This window comes from Yaniella sp., from assembly GCF_030453185.1.
In the GTDB taxonomy this organism is placed as follows: domain Bacteria; phylum Actinomycetota; class Actinomycetes; order Actinomycetales; family Micrococcaceae; genus Yaniella.
Genome location: NZ_JAKDKW010000019.1, coordinates 13592 through 33213 on the forward strand (window position 1 = coordinate 13592; position 19622 = coordinate 33213).

The following is a 19622-nucleotide window of genomic DNA, read 5'->3' on the forward strand; positions in this document are numbered from 1 at the left end:
TTCGCAGGACAGTTCTGGCCTCTGACAACATCGTAGAGATCGATATTTGCCAACTCGTGTTTTAGGGTTGACTCCATGAGTGATTCACAGCGTTCTGCCCTTGTTACCGGTGCGACCTCGGGTATCGGTCGCGCAACCGCCAAAAAGCTTATTTCTGATGGATGGACCGTCTTCGCTGCCGGACGACGTCAACAGCAACTTGAGACGCTTGCCACCGAGTGTGAGCAACTGCCGGGCAGACTGGTGCTCGTGGCCACGGATGTTACCGACAATGCATCGATCGATGCGCTGTTCTCAACGGTTGAGGCGGCCGGCGGCGTCGACACCATCCTCAATATTGCCGGGGGCGCACTGGGTGCGGAGTCTATCGCTGATGCCAACATCGACGATTGGCGGTGGATGATCGAAACCAACGTACTGGGCTCATTGCGCATTATTCAAAAGTTCCTGCCGATGCTGCGAGCACACGGTGAGGGGACCATTCTGAACCTCACATCAACAGCCGGTGTCGTCGCCTACGAGGGCGGCGGGGGATACAACGCCGCAAAATTCGGTCAGCACGCGCTGACCGGAGCCCTACGCTTAGAAGAAGCCGAACACAATATTCGTGTGGTCGAAGTACTGCCGGGATTGGTCAAGACGGAGGAGTTTGCCTCTAAGCGGATGCGCGGTGATGAGTCCAAAGCAGCTAATGTTTATGCCGGTGTTTCAAAACCGTTGACCGCCGATGACGTCGCTGATGTGTGCTCCTATGCCGTGAATTTGCCGCATCACATCAACCTGGATGAAATTGTGATGCGTCCCGTCAAACAAGCCGCCCAGCATAAATTGATTCGTGATGAGGGCACATTGTGAAAAACTGCGTTGGCAGGATCGGACGAACACCCGCCAGACTGCAGTTATTGGACTTGTCATCCCGTCGCTGAAAACGTGGAAGACGACGTAGAGGCGCTTGTTGAAATTGTTGTAAGCTAGGGATGATTGCGCAACGATCCGACCATCATCGGGGAGTGCTTCGGAAGAACGGCGTCAGCCTAGTAGAACCGAACGGGTCAGCCCGATACAGCTGCAATAAGCGATCTTGGGTCCCAAGATAAGCAGGGTGGTACCGCGCCAAAGGCGTCCTTGCAGACCGAGTGACGAAGTCGATGCAAGGAAGGTAACTGTGTACCCTCTGGCAAGTTCCCAACAAGGGTGGGTCAAATCTGGTTCCACCCCCTCTACGCCCAATCTGCCCACGATCGAAGAATCGATTCTCAAATACTGGGATGAAGACGGCACCTTCAAAGCATCGATAGAGAACCGTCCAGCAGAAGTGGACGGCGAGAACAACGAATTCGTGTTCTACGACGGCCCACCGTTTGCCAATGGTCTGCCACACTATGGCCACCTGTTGACCAGCTACGTCAAAGACTTGGTCGCCCGCTATCAGACTCAACAGGGCCGCCGGGTGGAACGCCGTTTCGGTTGGGATACCCACGGGCTCCCCGCCGAGCTCGAGGCCATGAAACAGCTAGGTATGACTGACAAGGCCGAAATTGAAGAAATGGGCATCGATAAGTTTAACGATGCCTGCCGCGCTTCGGTGTTGGAATACACCAAAGAGTGGGAACAATACATCAACCGCATGGCACGCTGGGCCGACTTCGAAAATGACTATAAGACCCTGAATCCGTCGTTTATGGAATCGGTCATCTGGGCGTTCAAAACCTTGCACGAGCGCGACCTAACATACCGCGGTTTCCGTGTCCTTCCATACTGCTGGAATGACGAAACCCCGCTGTCAAACCACGAACTGCGGATGGACGACGACGTCTACAAAATGCGTCAGGACCCGTCGGTCACCGTTCAATTTACGATTACCGGCCTACCACGTGATGCAGAGCTGATCCCAAACGGCGGCGCCACCCAGGAAATCGCTGAGTCCCTCAAAGGTGTGGGCGTACTGGCCTGGACCACTACGCCCTGGACGCTTCCGACCAACTTCTCTGTGGCCGCCGGCCCAGACATCGATTACGCAGTGGTCCCGGTTGCCGCAGCCGAAGTGGATACCTTCAGTACGCAAAGGGTCCTGTTGGCCACCGACCGGGTTGGTGCACATGCCAAAGCACTGGGCTATGCGGATGCCGAAGCCGCCGCCGCCGAAATTACTGCCACCTACACCGGTTCACAACTGGCCGGCCTGGTCTATGAGCCACTGTTCACCTACTTTGTCGATGCTGAAACGTACGGCACCGAAAACGCCTTCCGTATCCTGGCCGACGACTATGTTTCGACCGAAGACGGTACCGGCCTGGTACACCAGGCACCCGCCTACGGTGAAGAAGACCAGCGGGTCAATGAAGCTCACGGTATCCCCGTAGTCCTGTCCGTGGATGAGGGCGCAAAATTCCTGCCACTTTTCGGTGATGAAACCGTCGGTGGCGGCGCACTGAAAGATATCGCCGGCGTCCAAGTGTTCGAAGCCAACCGCACTATCATTCGGGCATTGCGCGCGCAGGGCTCACTGCTGACTGAACAGTCCTATGAGCACTCCTACCCGCACTGCTGGCGTTGCCGCACACCGTTGATCTACCGTGCTATTACCTCCTGGTATGTCAAAGTCACCGAATTCAAAGACGACATGTTGCGCCACAACGAAGAGATCAACTGGATCCCGGGCAACGTGAAGCACGGCCAGTTCGGCAAATGGCTGGAAAACGCTCGAGACTGGTCGATTTCCAGAAACCGCTACTGGGGTTCACCCATCCCCGTATGGGAATCCGATGACCCAAACTACCCGCGACTTGAGGTCTACGGCTCCCTCGACGAAATCCAAGAAGCCTTCGGCGAGCTACCACGCAACGCCGAGGGCGAGATCGACCTGCACCGCCCCTGGATCGACGAACTGGTCCGACCAAACCCCGATGACCCAACCGGTAAATCGATGATGCGCCGCGTTGAAGACGTCTTGGATGTATGGTTCGACTCCGGTTCTATGCCCTATGCCCAGGTGCATTACCCGATGCAGCATAAGGAATGGTTCGACACCCACAACCCCGCGGACTTCATCGTTGAATACATTGGCCAAACTCGGGGCTGGTTCTACACGATGCACGTGCTGGGCACCGCCCTGTTCAACCGCCCGGCATTCAAAAACGTGATCTCTCACGGCATCGTGCTCGGCTCGGACGGCAACAAGATGTCCAAGTCGCTGCAGAACTACCCTGATGTCAACGAGGTGCTGGACCGTGACGGGTCCGACGCCATGCGCTGGTTCCTCATGGCTTCACCCATTCTGCGCGGTGGCAACTTGATCGTCACAGAAGAGGGCATTCGCGAAGCCGCCCGCCAGGCCATTTTGCCGGCCTGGAACGTGTGGCACTTCTTTAGCCTCTACGCCAACTCAGCCACCGATGGCGGTAACCGTCCGGGTGGTTACGAAGCGCAATTGCGTTACGAATCTACCGACCCACTGGACCAGTACATTCTGGCCGCTACCGGCACGATGCTGCGCGACGTAAAGGCCGCACTGGACGACTACAACGTTTCCGCTGCCACTGACACCATTCGTACCTACATGGATACGATGACGAACTGGTACATTCGCCGTTCGCGTCAGCGGTTCTTCGCCGAAGATACTCAGGCGTTGGACACCCTCTACACCGTGCTCGAAGCCTTCTCCCGCGCGGCAGCACCGCTTATGCCGCTTGTGGCAGAGGAAGTATGGCGTGGTCTGACCGGTGGCCGCTCGGTGCACCTGACCGATTACCCGGATGCTGACTTGTTCCCATCCGGTGACGACGCCGTCGCACTGCAAGAAACGATGGAACTGGTACGTACGATCGCTTCTTCGGCGTCATCACTTCGAAAAGGCGCGAACCGTCGCGTCCGTTTGCCGCTGGCCGAGCTGACCGTCGTTGTACCGCACGTTGAACGTTTCACGCAGGCATTTACCGACATCCTGTCGGATGAGCTGAACCTGAAGAGCGTTAAGCTCGTGGACGTGGCCAACACCTCGGCAGAAGACTTCGGTATCTCCCAGCAACTGACCGTCAATGCCCGAGCCGCCGGACCACGCCTAGGCAAGGACGTTCAAACCGTCATCAAAGCCTCCAAATCTGACGACTGGACCGTTCCAAACGACGGCACAGTGGTAGCCGGCGGCATTGCACTGGAACCAGCCGAATACACACTGTCGACCGTGGTGGAAAACGATCCAGAGAACCCTGAATCCGCAGTTGCCGTGATCCCGGCAGGATTCGTATTACTCAACACCGCCGTGGACGAAACGTTGGCTGCTGAAGGCGCGGCCCGCGACGTTATCCGTGCTGTGCAGTCGGCTCGCCGCGATGCTGACCTCGACGTCTCCGACCGTATTCACGCTTCCATCAGCGGCCCCGAAACCGTTATCGAGGCCATCCGAGCACACGAGACACTAATCAGTCATGAAACCCTCTCGCTGCAGGTGACGTTCGAAGCAACTGACGCGCCAGATCCACGCGAATCGTTCGCCGATGACGCCACCAAAGCCGTAGAAGTCACCGTCAAGAAAGTCGACGCCTAATGTTTGAAACCGCCCAACAGGTCTATGAACACCTGTTATCGCGGGCTCCTGAAAACAAAATGGAGCCCCGCATGCAACCCATGCGCGACATCATGTCCCTGCTGGGTGACCCCCAGACCAGCGCACCCGTCATTCACCTGACCGGTACCAACGGGAAAACGACCACGGCCCGGATCATCGAACAGGTGCTCATCGCCCACGGGCTGCGCACCGGACGCTACACATCACCACACCTTTCCAAGGTCACCGAACGGATCACCCTGGACGGCCAGCCGGTCGACGACGACACTTTCGTACGGATTTGGAACGAGATCGCACCGTTGATCGACATCATCGATGCACAACTCGAGGAGGCCGGCGAGCAGAAGCTCACCTATTTTGAAACCGTGACCGCACTGGGCTTTGCCGTCTTCGCGGATGCCCCCGTCGATGTCATGGTGCTAGAGGTCGGTCTTGGTGGCATTACCGATGCCACCAATGTTGCTGATGCCCAGGTATCGGTTGTCACCCCGATCGCCGTCGACCACGCAGACCTCCTGGGGGATACACCCGGAGTCATCGCGGTGGAAAAATCTGGGATTATCAAAGACGACGGGTATCTCATCTCGGCGGCCCAAGATCCCGAGGCCGCCCAGGTGCTGCTCGAAGCCGCCCGAGAAAAGCAGGCGAACTTCAAATTTGAGAACGTTGAATTTGGAATCACTGACCGTGCTGTTGCCGTCGGTGGCCAACAGGTCTCCATTCAGGGCATTACGGCCGACTACAACGGACTGTTCCTGCCGCTGCACGGCGCTCACCAGGTGCAAAACCTTGCTGTTGCAATCGCCACGCTGGAAGCCTTCCTCGGCGCCGGGGAACAGGCGCTGAACCAAGAGGTGCTCCAGGATGGCCTGGCACAGGTCACCAGTCCGGGACGCCTTGAACTTTTGAGAACCAACCCGTCGCTGGTCATCGACGCCGCACACAACCCACAGGGTATTGAAGCAACCGCTGCCACCATGCGCGAAACCTTCAATTTCTCGGCTTTGGGACTCGTCGTCGGTATTCTCGACGATAAAGATGCCCTGGGGATACTGACGGCACTATTTGACCACTTTGGCGATGAGATAGACCATTTGGCTATCACCCAGTCCAACTCCCCACGAGCTATTGGTGCCGAAGCGCTCAAAGAAATCGCACTGGATGCAGGCTGGGATGAAGACCAACTTTTCACCACAGAATCCGCAATCGATGCCATCGCCTGGAGCGTCCGCGGTGTTCGCGACGTCGATGCGAAAGTTCAAGACGCCGGCAAGACCCTGACCGCAGGTACCGGGGGAGCGGGCGTACTGGTGACCGGTTCGATTACTCTGGTGGGTCAGGTGCGTGAACTGTTAGGCGCCCAAACAGAAAGCGCTGATGCCGGTGTTGACGTGGCCGGTCATGATGACTTCAGCGCGTTCTTCGATGAGGATGATCAGGAGGATGACGGTGTCTGACAAACCACAGGCTCAAGAACCTTGGCGCCCCCAGCGGGAAACCAAATCTCAGCGTGAATGGCAACCCGGACAACAGAAGAAAGAACGCTCCATCATGGTGCTGTTCACTTCCACAGTGCTGTATGGTGAAGCGTTCGTTATCGCGTTCTTTGGGCTGATGCTGTACGGCCTGAACCAGGACAGCGGCGGCATCTGGATGCTTATTGGCAGCCTGGTGCTGGCCGTCATTGCCGGAGGTACCGCTCGGATGGTTACGAAACCGCTGGGCCTTACCATCGGTTGGATCATCCAGGCGCTGCTCATTATTTCAGGATTCTTAGAACCCTTGGGCTTCCTCGTCGGGGTACTGTTTGCCGGTGCCTGGTGGTACGCCGTCGTCAAGGGCCGACAGATCGACAAAGAGAAGCACCAACGTGAGCAAGAACAACTGGCTTGGGAGCAGGAACATGGTTCGGAACCAGAAGACCTTTAGGTATGATCAGGTACGGTAGCGCAAACCGCACTAGCCAACGCACCTGATGAATGAGGTAGTCATGAGCCAGCCTGAACGCACACTTGTACTCGTCAAACCTGACGCCGTAGAGCGCGGACTCACCGGTGAAATTCTGTCACGCATCGAGCGCAAGGGTTACCAAATTGTTGAGCTGAGCATGCTCCAGGCTTCCCACCAGATGCTCGTGGAACACTATGAAGAGCACGAAGGAAAAGACTTCTTTGAGCCGCTCGTAAACTTCATGGCCGAAGGCCCTGTCGTTGCCGCCATCGTCGAAGGTGAACGAGTCATCGAAGGAATCCGCGCACTCGCAGGTATCTCAGATCCGACGTTGGCTGAGCCAGGAACCATCCGTGGTGACCTCGGCCGCGACTGGGGCGAAGGCGTACAGAAAAACCTTATCCACGCCTCGGACTCGACACTGTCGGCTGAGCGTGAGATCGACATCTGGTTCGGCTAACTGCAATACGTACAGCAACAGGGCACCGGAAACCACTCCGGTGCCTTCACTGTTTCTAAGGAAAACTCCCCGATATTCTGGGGCGCTTAGAGCCCGCGAATGGGCTGGACAACCGGGTCTCGGCTCAGCAGGTCATCAATGGTGTTCTGCTCAAGAATATCCATGAGTAAGAACTTCGTTGGACGCATGAGGGCAAGACGTTCTGCCTCGGCGTCGTCCAAAATGGATTCGATGGAGTGCCAATCTGCCGAAACAGCCTCGGTCGTAATGTTCTCCGGCAAGACATCGTCATCCGGCGTAGCCAAGAAAAAGAAAGTATCGAAACGTTTCGGGTAGCCCACCGGAGTGATGAGGTTGCCCCAGGGACGAAGTATGTGGGGTTGCAGCCCAACACCGGTTTCCTCTTCAACCTCACGCAAACCGGTTCGTAGCATCATCGAAGAATTCGACAGGGCTCTATCCCGGTTATTGGAACCCAACGACGTCCGTTGCCAGCCATTAACGTGTTCGAGTAGGACCGGCTGGGCATCTTCTTCGAACTTGAAAACAGAGTCTTCGGCATCGGTGCGCCCACCAGGAAAGACCACCGCACCGGCAGCAAAGTCCATGGTGGTTGCACGATGCTGCACATAGACTTCGAGTTTGCCGCCCGTAGCCTGACGAAGCATAATCACGGATGCGGCTTGTTTCGAAGCCACATAGGGGTGTGTCAGCTCGGGGCGGGCCATGCTGTTGAATTTCTTTTCGTCCACAACTGTCCTAAAACATTGCTTCGCCGAAGCGCAGCACAATCGATGCACCGATCACCACATAGAAGAGGATGATCGTCGGCCAGGCGGCCGTCGTTATTATCATCTTCGTCCGTGGTGTGACTTTGATCAAATCGTGCGATACATTTCGCGCAAGCACCAAGATGGCTGCGGGGATAGTGACGACCCAGACGATCATGCAGTACAAGCACAGGGTGTTGATGACGTACACGGCCTGTGTCCATAGCCACAAACAGAAGATCATGGCTAAACTCAGCCCGATCGAGGTCGCGTGCCACCACCAGGTCGCAAATCGGGCACCGCCGAGTATGGCCAGGCCGATGGTAATGACGATCGCAAAACCAATGATGCCAATAAATTGATTGGAAAATCCGAAGAGCGATGCTTGCCAAGATTCCATGACGGTCCCACACGAGACCCATACGTTGACATCGCACGATGTGACGTAGCCAGGATCCATCCATAACTGGACGCGCTCATAGGTGAGCACGAGGGTAGCGATCATGCCGATCATCCCGGAAACCAGGAGGACCATGGCGACGCCAAAACTCCTGGCGTACCAGGGGAGTGCATCGCCTTCGTTGGTGAGTTTCGCTGCGGTATTCACGCGGCTCAGTATAGGGCCGATAGCTGAGTGCGCGCAGCAAATACCGGCTTTTGGCCAAAAGTATGTCACAATAGTGGAGACCTCTACGGGCACGCACACCCGTGTTGGTCCTGCGGAAGCTTTATGGTTTACCGGTTGCGAAGGTCGATTCCATCGTGAAAGAGATGTCGAATCCCCCGACGGTAAACACCTGAAGTTTTATTGAATTGTCTTGAACGCTTCTGCTGGCTCCGGCACAGGCCGGTTCATATTAGGCTTTTTCTAGGTGCGTACAAGCCATACTGGCGTACGTACAACCGAATTTGGTCTAACCGCGATGAGTGCGGATCGCGCTTAGGCCCGGGAGGCGCAGCATGCCAGCTGCCGATAACACGCAAGTACAGACTGACCCTGCTCAAGAGGTAGCGAACACCGGGACCACGATGCCCGATGATCCGACCGCCTTGGTCTTTCAAGCACCGGACTACTCACAGGTTCCGGTCCGTCGTCGTCAGCCGGAGCGTCACGATGACGACGATGACGACCGCAGCAATACCAATGGTGGTCGCGGCGGACAGCGGAATCAGCGTAACTCGAAGCGAAACAACCAGCGACAGTCCTCTCGTCGAAACACTAAGGGCGACAACACCTCCAGCGATGACGACGGCCAGGACGACAAGCATGTCGCCCAGGACGACGATCAAGATGGGGCACAGGACGATAGAGCCACACAACGCTCACCTCGAGGTCAACGTGACGATGGCCAAAGGGCAACCGAGCAGGATGACGATCAGACCACCGTTTCACATCGTCGTCGCAGACGTCGCCGCGGCAATGTTGATCTAGAGATGGACGGTGGCGGCGAAGACGATCCGGAACACACCGTCACTCGGGTTCGTGCACCGCGTCAAGCGTCAACCAGTGGTCCAGATGAAGTCACCTCACTGCGTGGCTCCACTCGTCTCGAAGCAAAACGCCAGCGTCGTCGCACGTCGCGTCGTGGGCGTCGCAAGAACGCAGTGGTTTCAGAAGCTGAGTTCTTAGCACGCCGCGAATCCGTTGAACGCAAGATGATGGTTCGCCAGCGCGACAACCGTATTCAGATTGCGGTCCTGGAAGATGGCGTACTTGCCGAACACTTCGTCTCCAACACCCAACAGGATTCACTCATTGGCAACGTGTACCTCGGCAAGGTACAAAACGTGCTGCCATCCATGGAAGCAGCCTTCGTTGATATCGGCCGCGGTCGTAACGCCGTCCTATATGCCGGTGAAGTCAACTGGGATACCGCCCAGTTGGACGGCAAAGCGAAAAAAATTGAGAACGCACTGAAGTCCGGTGACTCCGTGCTTGTGCAGGTCACTAAAGACCCGGTCGGGCACAAAGGTGCGCGACTGACCGCACAGGTTTCCCTCCCAGGTCGCTACCTGGTGTATGTGCCTGGTGGCACCATGACCGGTATTTCACGCAAGCTACCGGATACTGAACGCAACCGTCTCAAATCGATCCTCAAAGAACACCTGCCAAATAAGACGGGCGTCATCGTCCGGACGGCAGCTGAAGGTATCGCTGAAGAGGAGCTACTCAACGACATCAACCGACTGCGCGTGCAGTGGGAAGAAATCGAAGAGCTCTCGAAGTCCAATAAGATTGTGGCTCCTGAACCGCTGCACTCCGAACCAGATTTGACGATCAAAGTTGTCCGCGATGTCTTCAATGAGGACTTCACCAAGATGATCGTCGAAGGTGACGAAGTCTGGGACAAGATCGAAGCGTATGTCACCTACGTAGCGCCTGACTTGCTAGATCGCTTAGAGAAGTGGGATCCAAAAGCATATAACGGCATGGATCTCTTTGGACATCATCGCCTGGACGAACAACTCCACAAGGCGCTTGAGCGCAAGGTAAACCTGCCATCCGGTGGCTCACTGGTCTTTGACCGCACCGAGGCTATGACTGTTGTCGACGTGAACACCGGGAAGTTCACCGGCTCGGGCGGAAACCTTGAAGAAACCGTCACCAAGAATAACTTGGAAGCAGCCGAAGAAATTGTTCGGCAGCTCCGCCTGCGCGATATCGGCGGCATTATCGTCGTTGACTTCATCGATATGGTGCTCGAATCCAATAGGGATCTCGTGGTGCGCCGCTTAGTGGAATGCCTAGGACGGGACCGTTCACGTCACCAGGTCGCGGAAGTGACCTCTCTTGGCCTAGTCCAGATGACCCGTAAACGTATGGGCACTGGCCTGGTAGAAGTGTTCTCACATACCTGTGAGCACTGCGCAGGCCGGGGCATCGTCGTCCAAGAAGAGCCTGTTGAACGCGGCAAGCCGTATGACTCCTCGCAGCGTCGTCGGGGCGGAGATGTGGGTGCACGCCGTAATCGCCGTCGGAATAAGGACCAGCAGCCTCAGGGGCAGCCCAACGATGCTGAAACACCGGAGCAGTCCTCAGACGACACTGCGCCCACTGAAAAGGCCGAACAGACCCGTAATGCCATTGCCTCGATTGCTGCCGCAACCAATGGCCAAGAGGGAGAATCTTCAGAAGACCAGTCCAAGGATTCCAGTGGGAACTCCTGGCGTCAGCGTCGTCGCGGTGATCGCCGTCGGAATCGACGTGGAAATTCCTCACAAGATCAGCAGACAGCTGCGAAACAGCAGAGCTCTCAACAGGAGGAATCCACGCAACAGGATTCCAACCAACAAGAGCAGCAGTCTGATCAAGAATCATCCCGTGGTGGACGCAAGCGTCGTCGGGCGACCGTGCAGCAACAGACCGGCCAAGAACAGCAGCAGAAGGCGGAGCCCAAACAGCGCAACGTCAAGGCTGTTGAGGACACTAAGCCAGCTGACACACCAAAAACTTCGGATGCTGGAACACAGCAGACCAAAGAAGCAGCACCAAAGCGTCGTCGCGCCGCGACATCACCCACCGGTGCTACAGATATCCAGCAAGCCTCGATTGAAGCACAGCAGCAAGGCAAAAGCTTTGCTGCAAGTGCCGCAGATCAGGTGAAAAAGCAGGATAAGCCCGTGAAATCGTCTGCGATTTTGGGGGTAGGCGTGGCCGCCGACGAAATTTCGTCACCGGGTGCGCCACGCTGATGAACAATTTGGAGAACGAGACAAAAAGCGCTAAACTGCTTGTTTGGTGCTGTGAAGCCTGGCAGTTGGCGTTCCAATCCGGCAACTTGTCTCGTTAGCCAATACCCTCAGGTGTTATACAGCTGAACAAAAATTTTTGATTAACGTCGAGAGAAGTGAGTCCAAATGGCATACGCGATTGTACGCGCTGGCGGACGCCAGGAAAAAGTCTCTAAAGGAGACTTGGTAGTCCTAGATCGCCTCCCAGCAGATGTTGGCAGTTCCATCGAACTGCCTGCCCTCATGCTGGTTGATGGCGATAAGATTACCTCAGATAAAAAAGATCTGGAAAAAGTCACTGTTTCCGCAGAGGTGCTTGATCACAGCCGTGGAAAGAAAATTGTTATCCAGAAATACAAAAACAAGACCGGTTACAAAAAGCGTCAGGGTCACCGTCAGAACCAGACCCGCGTGAAGATCACCGATATCAAGTAAGCTTTGAATCGGAAGAACTCGTAAAGGATTTAACTCATGGCAACAAAAAAAGGTGCTAGCTCCACACGTAACGGTCGTGACTCCAACGCCAAGTTCCTTGGTGTGAAACGTTTCGGCGGTCAAGACGTCAACGCTGGTGAAATTCTGGTTCGTCAGCGTGGAACCAAGTTCCACCCTGGTCGTAACGTCGGTGTTGGCAAAGACCACACCCTGTTTGCGCTGGAAGCCGGTTCGGTAGCATTTGGCAGCCGTCGCGGTCGCAAAGTTGTGGACATCGTCACAGCTGAAGCCTAAGAAGCTTTCGTATTTCTAACGCTCCAGCGGGGGCGGACCTCCCCGGTCCGTCCCCGCTTTGAGTTTTTACAACTAAAATCCCTGGAGGAACTCCATGTCACAATTCATTGATCATGTGACCGTGCATGCCACCGCAGGCGACGGTGGACACGGGGAGACCTCCGTGCGTCGAGAAAAATTCAAGCCCCTCGGCGGTCCCGACGGCGGAAACGGCGGGCACGGTGGCAACGTCGTCATCGTTGCTGACCCCGACGTCACCACACTGTTGGACTTTCACCACCAACCCCACCGCAAAGCCACGAACGGCGAACCAGGTCGCGGAGACCTGCAACACGGTAAAAACGGTGAAATACTGTATCTCCACGTACCCGTGGGTACCGTCATCAAAGACACCGACGGTAATATCTTGCACGACCTCGTCACCCCACACGAAGAGCTGATCCTTGCCCACGGTGGGACCGGGGGATCAGGGAACGCTTCACTGGCCTCACCAAAGCGCAAAGCACCTGGTTTTGCACTGCTGGGTATCCCTGGTGAAGAACGCAGTGTGGTCTTGGAACTGAAAACCGTGGCAGATATTGCTCTGGTGGGTTTCCCCTCTGCAGGGAAGTCTTCGCTGATTGCTGCCATTTCCGCGGCACGGCCCAAAATCGCCGACTATCCCTTCACCACGCTGGTGCCAAACCTTGGTGTTGTCGACGCCGGTGGCACCCGATTCACCGTAGCTGATGTACCGGGATTGATTCCAGGAGCGTCACAAGGCAAAGGTTTGGGTCTAGAATTTCTGCGCCACGTGGAACGCACTCACGCTCTGGTCCACATTCTGGATGCAGGCACACTGGAGTCCGACAGGGACCCGATCTCTGACTACGACGCATTAGAGAAAGAACTTGCAGCCTATGCGGTCGAACCCATCCTGACCGAAGCCGGCGAGCAGTTAATTCCACTCGATGAACGACCACAGCTGGTGGTCATCAATAAGGTGGATCTGCCAGATGGGCAAGCCATGGCCGACATGACGCGAGCTGAACTGGAATCCCGTGGACTGCGGGTCTTTGAAATCTCTGCGGTCAGCCGCAAAGGCCTCGACCAGCTGAAATATGCGATGGCCGAACTCGTCAATGAAGCCAGAGAGGCGCACGCTGAAGCAGCCGAAGCCCTCGAAGCTGTCCCGGAGACCATAACCATTGAGCCGCAACACCGCCGTCGCGGTCGACGGCCCCAGGAATTCACCCTTACCAAAGAGGAACGCAGCCTCAAACCGATGTTCCGCATTCGGGGCGACAAACCAGAACGCTGGGTTGCACAAACGAACTTCAATAACGACGAAGCCGTTGGGTATTTGGCAGACCGGTTGGAACGTCTGGGTATTGAAAAGGCGCTCTTCGACGCCGGGGCGCTACCCGGCGATGCGGTAGTCATTGGTGACGACGACCTCGGAGTGGTCTTTGATTGGGAACCAACCATGACCACCGGTGCCGAACACCTTTCTGGCCCCCGCGGTCAGGATGCTCGATTCGAAGACCGGGCACGACCAACCCGTGAAGAAAAACGTCAAGAATATGCCGAGCGTAAAGCTGCTCGCGCCGCAACCCAGACCGAGATGGAAGAAGAACGTCGATCCGGGCTGTGGACCAATTACGAAACCGACAACGAATAAGAAAGATCCTGCGTGTCCACCCACAACCTGGCTATGCCAAACCCGGTAACCGACCGCACCAAACTGCGTGCGGCACGTCGCATCGTCGTCAAAGTCGGTTCATCTTCGTTGACCGACGGACACGGCAGCGTCTCTGTATCAGCCATTGACGCTCTCACGCGCGTGGTCAGCCAGCTCTACCACGGTGGTGCCCAAGTTATTGTGGTCTCGTCCGGTGCAATTGCCGCAGGATTCAAACCGCTAGGCCTCGATAGACGACCACGAGATCTCGCAACCCAACAGGCTGCAGCAGCCGTTGGCCAGAGCCGTCTGATGGCACAATACTCTGAGTCCTTCTGGAAGCACTCGATCAACGTGGCTCAGGTACTACTCACCGCAGAGGACTTGATGCGCAGGACGCAGTACAACAACGCGTTTCGATCACTCAACCGACTGCTGAACCTGGGTGTCGTCCCCGTTGTCAACGAGAACGACGCGGTCGCCACCCACGAGATTCGCTTCGGAGATAACGACCGACTGGCAGCATTGGCGGCATCCGTGGTCAAAGCTGATGCCCTGTTCTTATTATCCGACGTCGATGCACTCTATGATGGGCCACCAACCCGGACCGGGGCACGACGCATTGCTAACGTCTCGGCAGATGCGAACCTTTCACACGTTACCGTCGGCGATGCCGAGTCGGAAATTGGCACCGGCGGTATGGTTACCAAACTTCAAGCCGCATCAATTGCCACCGATGCCGGTATCCCAACCTTCCTCACCTCGGCGGAAAATGCCCAGGCCGCAATTGACGGCCAAGACATCGGCACCTGGTTCGAGTCCCGTGGCCAACGAAAATCAGCCCGCAACGCGTGGTTGCAACATATGGCGGTCTCACGCGGCCAGATTATGATTGATGACGGTGCCGTCGAAGCCATCACCGTGCGTCACCGTTCGCTCCTGCCGGCAGGTCTCATTGGCGTGACTGGCACATTTGAAGCCGGCGATGTGGTGGAAGTTGTGAACGCCAAGAGCATGGTCGTTGCCCGTGGGCTGACAAACTACTCTGTCAATGAACTTCCAGCCATGGTCGGAAAGTCGACCCGCCAGCTGCGGACCGAGCTGGGACCCGAATACGATCGCGTCGTCATGCATACCGACGACACGGTCATTGTGAAGCAGACAACTCTTACCCGGTAGAACAAGGATTACAATACGATCATGACTGCTCAACTAGATTCTGATTCCGTGACCGCCCAAATTGCCGCGGTCACCAAGGCTGCACGTGCTGCGCAGAAGAGCCTAGCCTCGGCTTCTCGGACCGAAAAGGACGCCGCCCTGGCCGCCATGGCAGAAGCCATCGACGCCAACAGAGCTGCGATCCTAGAAGCGAATGCCACAGACCTACAGCGCGGCAGAGAACAGCACACCGCCGAAGCAATGCTGGATCGTTTACAGCTGACCGATGAACGCATCGACGGTTTGGTTTCCGCCCTCGGTGATTTGGCTGCCCTACCGGATCCGATTGGCAACGTGCTGCGGGGCAACAACCTGCCCAATGGGATTCGAATGCAACAGGTTCGGGTGCCGCTGGGCGTCGTCGGGGCAATCTATGAAGCTCGACCAAATGTCACCGTGGATATCGCTGGTATCGGCATTAAATCCGGTAACGCCGTCATTCTGCGCGGTGGATCAGCTGCCGAAACCACGAACGGCGTGACTATTTCGGTGCTGCGACAAGCACTGGAATCACGTGGGCTGCCCGCAGACCTCATTCAAGGCGTCGACCAGTGGGGACGCGAAGGTGCGAACTCCTTGATGACCTACCGTGGGGGAGTCGACGTACTCATTCCACGCGGGGGCCCCGGCCTGATCCGCGCAGTCGTCGACAACGCTGCCGTACCGGTCATTGAAACAGGCGCAGGTGTTGGCCACGTGTTCGTGGATGCCTCCGCAAATCCGGAAAAAGCCGTGGATATTGTTTTCAACTCCAAAACGCATCGGCCATCTGTCTGTAATGCAGCAGAAACCGTGTTGATTCATAAGGACGCGAAAGAAACCGGTGTCAGTGTGCTGAACAGCCTGCAGGAAGCAGGCGTGGTGCTGCACGTGGATCAAACCGCAGCTACGTGGGTTGCCGACGCTGTCGCAGCGACCGACGAAGACTGGTCAACCGAATACCTGGATATGCAGATGTCGGTAAAAATTGTGGACGACCTCGATCAAGCGTTGGACCACGTTGAAACCTACTCGACCGGCCACACCGAAGTCATCGTGACGGAAAACCTCTCCAACGCGGAACGGTACGTGGCGGAGGTCGATGCTGCCGTGGTGATGGTGAATGCGTCGTCACGTTTTACCGATGGCGGACAGTTCGGTCTGGGCGCAGAAATCGGGATCTCTACCCAGAAACTGCATGCTCGTGGACCTATGGGGCTGGAAGAACTGACCTCAACGAAATGGATTCTTCGGGGTGACGGTCAGATCCGTGACTAGGTCGCGACACCGTTACCATCTGGACCGAAAAATTCGGTAAGCTCGTTCACTAGTAACACTCGTACGTACAGGAGTAATAAACCCATGCAACTGTTCCAAGCAGCAGCGGAAGAAGCCGCCGTTACAGAACTGCCGTTTGACCCACTGGTATACGGTTTCGCGATTTTTGCTGCGCTGATGTTCCTGCTGTTGGCCATTATGTCGCTACGCTCCGTAGCATTGCGTCGCGAAGCTCCAGCATCAACCGACGTCGGACAGCCACAGCAGGGCTCCACCTCCGCAAACCGTTAACTTGCCCGTGACTCAAACTCCGCACACTCCACCGGTCCGTCGACCACGCCTCGGCATTATGGGTGGTACATTTGACCCCATCCACCATGGCCACTTAGTCGCAGCCAGTGAAGTTGCGGCAGAGTTTGACCTAGACGAAGTCGTCTTTGTTCCAACCGGACAACCCTGGCAAAAATCGGATAAGGAAGTCTCCCCGGCAGAACACCGCTATTTGATGACCGTGGTCGCCACTGCATCAAATCCACGGTTTTCTGTGTCTCGGGTAGACATCGACCGACCAGGCCAAACATATACGGCCGATACGTTGGACGACGTTCAATCCCTGCGCCCCGATGCAGATTTATTCTTCATCACAGGTGCTGATGCCATGGAACAAATCATGACTTGGAAAGACGTCGAGCAGCTTTGGGGCAAAGCACACTTTGTGGGCGTATCCCGACCGGGCCACGAACTCACGGACTTCGGTCTGTCCGATGAGGTATCGCTCATGGAAATCCCAGCCATGGCCATCTCATCGACCGACTGCCGTGACCGTGTGGCCGCTGGTAAACCCGTGTGGTATCTGGTTCCCGATGGAGTTGTCCAATATATTGGCAAGTACGGGTTGTATGTTGACAACAAGGGAGACTTCTCCCGCCATAATATTGCCCCCTACGTGCCAGCATCACTGAACAATCGACCGGAGGAAGACGATGAGTAATCCTTATCCTTCCCGCCGAGAACTGCGGCTGCAACGTGAACGCGAAGAACGCGCCCAATTGCGTGATGCAGAAGCCCAGCGCTGGGCAGAAGAAGTAGAAGACCGCCAGCAACGCGCAGCCGGCGCGGAACGTCAGGCACATGAGACACTAGCCAAAGTCGAGCCCGTACCGGCAAGCGAAGCGACCGAGGCCCCTCTAGAGCCGGCTCAGCTTGATCAACGGCCGGATGACAACTTTGGACGCCGAGCAGCAGCCACGCCTATAGACGCGCCGCCCGATGTCGACGCGCCTGTTGAAGAAGCCGTGGCACCGCGTCGTCGGCGCCGCGCAGACTCGCAAATAACATCCACCGGCATGCTGCCACTCATCACCAAGCGTCGGGATGAATCAGCACACGACCCCAAGCCGCGCTCCCGTCGCGAAGCGCGTGCCTATGCGCACCGTGCCTCAACTGAACGTCAAGACGACATTGAAGCGCTGAAGGCGCAACAGGAAGAACAGCAGCAAGCTGCTCCAGCCAGGCCCGGGCGTCGTGCGACCGCACCGCAAGCGCCACCACCGCCACTGCCTGCTGTCGGAGAAGAACCTGCGGCGTTAGAAGAGCAGCAAGACGAGGAAGCAACGTCTGAAGCTTCCGAAGATACCGTTGTGCTTTCCACCTGGGAACGATACGGTGAATCGGCCGTTGAAATTACCGACATGTCAGGGCTGGATACGTTAGAAATTCGGCGTGCCGAATTGCGCGATGAAACCGAACGCCTGACCCAGGAAATTATTCAACTGGGCCAGGAAAATCCCAATGTCATTGATCCCTTGCTGTTACGTCGGCAAAAAGAACTCGCTGAAAAATCTCAAGAGCTGCAAGAACTTGAAACCTCGGGCATCGAGATCGTCGACGGTGAAGATTCTCAGGACAACGAAGTGCAGCATGCTCCTGAAGTCCCTTCAGCCCCTGAGACCCCGGTAGACGACGGCGTCCCTGAAGAGGAATCGAACTCGGACGATACAGCCGACGAAGCTGAGACTCAACCTTCGCGGCGAGCACGCCGTGCAAGCAGCGGCCCCATGATTACCGGTCCATTTGAAGTGTCCAGCAATGACGAATCCGAAGAATCCAAAACGGAGGACACTAAACCGGATTTCGCTGCGCACTTTGAGCAGCAGCCCGATACAGCAGCTTTGCCGGTCACCGGACCCGAACAACCGCTCGAGGCCAGTTCAGCACATGGACTGGACACCTTGGATCCAAAAGAATCCGAAGCTCCCGAGCGCCTGATTCTGACCATATCCATCGCCGTCTTTGCGGTCGGCATTATTGCGCTAATTATCGCACTCATTCTGCTTACTCGATGAACAAAAGGAGTTCCGTGGTCGTACCCGAACCCACACTTGACGCTCTCACCATTGCGTCGAAAGCCGCAGCATCCATGCAGGCCGAGAACATCTCCGCCGTGGATGTCGCAGAACGCCTCGGTATCACCGACGCATTTTTCTTCGCCTCCGCACCAACCGAGCGACAGGTAAAATCAATCATCGATGAGATCGAAGACGACCTTCGTGAACAACTTGAATTGAAACCAAGCCGACGCGAAGGAGAATCCGAAAGTCGCTGGGTGCTCTTGGACTACGGACATTTCGTTATCCACGTCCAGCACGATGAGGAACGCGCAAACTATGCGCTAGATCGTCTCTGGTCAGACGCTCCCCAGATCGAACTCCCCGACACTGAATAACCTCGTTTCTCATAGTGAATAGGTGACATCCCAAAGATGAAGACACTCGTGTTTCTCCGCCATGGTGAAACAGATTGGAACGCGCAAGGTCGCTACCAGGGCCAAACTGACATCCTGCTCAACGATGCCGGCCGTGTACAAGCCAAACAAGCAGCTCGCCGGTGGAGTCACACCGAATTCGATGCCGCGATCGTTTCTCCGCTGGCTCGGGCCAATGAGACCGGTCGAATCATGCTGGGGGATCGCGACCTTGAACTGGTGACGGTCGAGGATATCAAAGAGACCGACGGCGGAGCCTGGGAAGGCCTAGTCTTCACCGATATCGCTGAGGAATGGCCAGACGAACACGCAGCGTTTCGCCTACCCGGACTTGATTCAGGACCAGTGGGTGGCGAAACGCCTCGAGAATCTGGCACCCGTACCGCAAACGCTGTCGTCGCCGCATTAGTCGACGCCGACGTCCTCGTCGTTGTTTCTCATGGCAACACGTTGCGTGCTGCCGCACACTTGCTGACCGGACGTGACGACGAAGACTATGCGACGGTGCCACGACT

18 protein-coding genes are annotated in these 19622 nt (G+C 56.4%); 16 read left to right on the forward strand and 2 right to left on the reverse strand.

The features are described 5' to 3' along the window. Positions 1-75 precede the first annotated feature (75 nt). The 5 genes from L0H14_RS04615 to ndk all read left to right on the forward strand — a co-directional run bounded on the left by L0H14_RS04615 (position 76) and on the right by ndk (position 6977). Positions 76-855, forward strand: coding sequence for an SDR family oxidoreductase (locus L0H14_RS04615; protein ID WP_301418530.1), 780 nt, complete (start codon positions 76-78; stop codon positions 853-855). A 319-nt stretch (positions 856-1174) separates the two neighbouring features. Next, the gene (gene ileS / locus L0H14_RS04620; RefSeq protein ID WP_301418561.1) at positions 1175-4546 is read left to right on the forward strand and encodes an isoleucine--tRNA ligase; all 3372 of its coding nucleotides are present in this window, start codon (positions 1175-1177) and stop codon (positions 4544-4546) included. Further along, positions 4546-6024, forward strand: coding sequence for a folylpolyglutamate synthase/dihydrofolate synthase family protein (locus L0H14_RS04625; protein ID WP_301418532.1), 1479 nt, complete (start codon positions 4546-4548; stop codon positions 6022-6024). The genes ileS and L0H14_RS04625 overlap by 1 nt, the downstream gene beginning before the upstream one ends. Further along, positions 6017-6496 (forward strand): DUF4233 domain-containing protein, encoded by a 480-nt coding sequence (locus L0H14_RS04630; RefSeq protein ID WP_301418533.1) that lies wholly within the window; start codon positions 6017-6019, stop codon positions 6494-6496. The genes L0H14_RS04625 and L0H14_RS04630 overlap by 8 nt, the downstream gene beginning before the upstream one ends. 61 nt (positions 6497-6557) lie before the next feature. Beyond that, positions 6558-6977, forward strand: coding sequence for a nucleoside-diphosphate kinase (gene ndk / locus L0H14_RS04635; protein WP_301418535.1), 420 nt, complete (start codon positions 6558-6560; stop codon positions 6975-6977). 86 nt (positions 6978-7063) lie between these two features. Here ndk and L0H14_RS04640 read toward each other — a convergent pair whose 3' ends face one another. Together L0H14_RS04640 and L0H14_RS04645 are read right to left on the reverse strand one after the other, a co-directional pair. Continuing rightward, positions 7064-7729: an NUDIX hydrolase gene (locus L0H14_RS04640; RefSeq protein ID WP_301418537.1), complete on the reverse strand. Its 666-nt coding sequence runs from the start codon at positions 7727-7729 to the stop codon at positions 7064-7066. A gap of 7 nt (positions 7730-7736) precedes the next feature. Continuing rightward, entirely contained in the window at positions 7737-8354 is a 618-nt protein-coding gene (locus tag L0H14_RS04645; protein WP_301418539.1) for a vitamin K epoxide reductase family protein, read from the reverse strand. 353 nt (positions 8355-8707) lie between these two features. Here L0H14_RS04645 and L0H14_RS04650 point away from each other — a divergent pair, with 353 nt between their 5' ends. From L0H14_RS04650 to L0H14_RS04700, 11 genes are all read left to right on the forward strand, one after another. Further along, positions 8708-11440: an Rne/Rng family ribonuclease gene (locus L0H14_RS04650; protein ID WP_301418541.1), complete on the forward strand. Its 2733-nt coding sequence runs from the start codon at positions 8708-8710 to the stop codon at positions 11438-11440. Positions 11441-11605: 165 nt separating this feature from the next. Then, positions 11606-11914, forward strand: coding sequence for a 50S ribosomal protein L21 (rplU, locus tag L0H14_RS04655; protein ID WP_301418543.1), 309 nt, complete (start codon positions 11606-11608; stop codon positions 11912-11914). 36 nt (positions 11915-11950) lie between these two features. Continuing rightward, on the forward strand, positions 11951-12208 hold the full coding sequence (gene rpmA, locus L0H14_RS04660) for a 50S ribosomal protein L27 (protein WP_301418545.1): 258 nt from the start codon (positions 11951-11953) through the stop codon (positions 12206-12208). A gap of 94 nt (positions 12209-12302) precedes the next feature. Continuing rightward, on the forward strand, positions 12303-13868 hold the full coding sequence (gene obgE / locus L0H14_RS04665) for a GTPase ObgE (RefSeq protein WP_301418547.1): 1566 nt from the start codon (positions 12303-12305) through the stop codon (positions 13866-13868). Positions 13869-13880: 12 nt separating this feature from the next. Continuing rightward, on the forward strand, positions 13881-15047 hold the full coding sequence (gene proB / locus L0H14_RS04670; protein ID WP_336621690.1) for a glutamate 5-kinase: 1167 nt from the start codon (positions 13881-13883) through the stop codon (positions 15045-15047). A gap of 21 nt (positions 15048-15068) precedes the next feature. Continuing rightward, the gene (locus L0H14_RS04675) at positions 15069-16343 is read left to right on the forward strand and encodes a glutamate-5-semialdehyde dehydrogenase (RefSeq protein ID WP_301418549.1); all 1275 of its coding nucleotides are present in this window, start codon (positions 15069-15071) and stop codon (positions 16341-16343) included. Positions 16344-16427: 84 nt separating this feature from the next. After that, the gene (locus tag L0H14_RS04680) at positions 16428-16634 is read left to right on the forward strand and encodes a hypothetical protein (protein WP_301418551.1); all 207 of its coding nucleotides are present in this window, start codon (positions 16428-16430) and stop codon (positions 16632-16634) included. A 7-nt stretch (positions 16635-16641) separates the two neighbouring features. Then, positions 16642-17334 carry a nicotinate-nucleotide adenylyltransferase gene (gene nadD / locus L0H14_RS04685; RefSeq protein WP_301418553.1) on the forward strand — a complete coding sequence of 231 codons (693 nt, stop codon included), beginning with the start codon at positions 16642-16644 and terminating at the stop codon, positions 17332-17334. After that, the gene (locus L0H14_RS04690) at positions 17327-18688 is read left to right on the forward strand and encodes a hypothetical protein (protein WP_301421432.1); all 1362 of its coding nucleotides are present in this window, start codon (positions 17327-17329) and stop codon (positions 18686-18688) included. The genes nadD and L0H14_RS04690 overlap by 8 nt, the downstream gene beginning before the upstream one ends. 14 nt (positions 18689-18702) lie before the next feature. After that, positions 18703-19068, forward strand: a complete 366-nt coding sequence (gene rsfS / locus L0H14_RS04695) for a ribosome silencing factor (protein ID WP_301418557.1) — start codon at positions 18703-18705, stop codon at positions 19066-19068. A 36-nt stretch (positions 19069-19104) separates the two neighbouring features. Further along, a partial coding sequence (locus L0H14_RS04700) for a histidine phosphatase family protein (protein ID WP_301421433.1) occupies positions 19105-19622 on the forward strand: 518 nt, incomplete at its 3' end.

Excerpts from the sequence above, each read along its gene's own strand:
- L0H14_RS04615 (WP_301418530.1), top strand. The coding sequence starts at position 76 with ATGAGTGATTCACAGCGTTCTGCCCTTGTTACCGGTGCGACCTCGGGT.
- L0H14_RS04625 (WP_301418532.1), top strand. The coding sequence starts at position 4,546 with ATGTTTGAAACCGCCCAACAGGTCTATGAACACCTGTTATCGCGGGCT.
- ndk (WP_301418535.1), top strand. The coding sequence starts at position 6,558 with ATGAGCCAGCCTGAACGCACACTTGTACTCGTCAAACCTGACGCCGTA.
- L0H14_RS04650 (WP_301418541.1), top strand. The coding sequence starts at position 8,708 with ATGCCAGCTGCCGATAACACGCAAGTACAGACTGACCCTGCTCAAGAG.
- rplU (WP_301418543.1), top strand. The coding sequence starts at position 11,606 with ATGGCATACGCGATTGTACGCGCTGGCGGACGCCAGGAAAAAGTCTCT.
- rpmA (WP_301418545.1), top strand. The coding sequence starts at position 11,951 with ATGGCAACAAAAAAAGGTGCTAGCTCCACACGTAACGGTCGTGACTCC.
- obgE (WP_301418547.1), top strand. The coding sequence starts at position 12,303 with ATGTCACAATTCATTGATCATGTGACCGTGCATGCCACCGCAGGCGAC.
- L0H14_RS04675 (WP_301418549.1), top strand. The coding sequence starts at position 15,069 with ATGACTGCTCAACTAGATTCTGATTCCGTGACCGCCCAAATTGCCGCG.
- L0H14_RS04680 (WP_301418551.1), top strand. The coding sequence starts at position 16,428 with ATGCAACTGTTCCAAGCAGCAGCGGAAGAAGCCGCCGTTACAGAACTG.
- L0H14_RS04690 (WP_301421432.1), top strand. The coding sequence starts at position 17,327 with ATGAGTAATCCTTATCCTTCCCGCCGAGAACTGCGGCTGCAACGTGAA.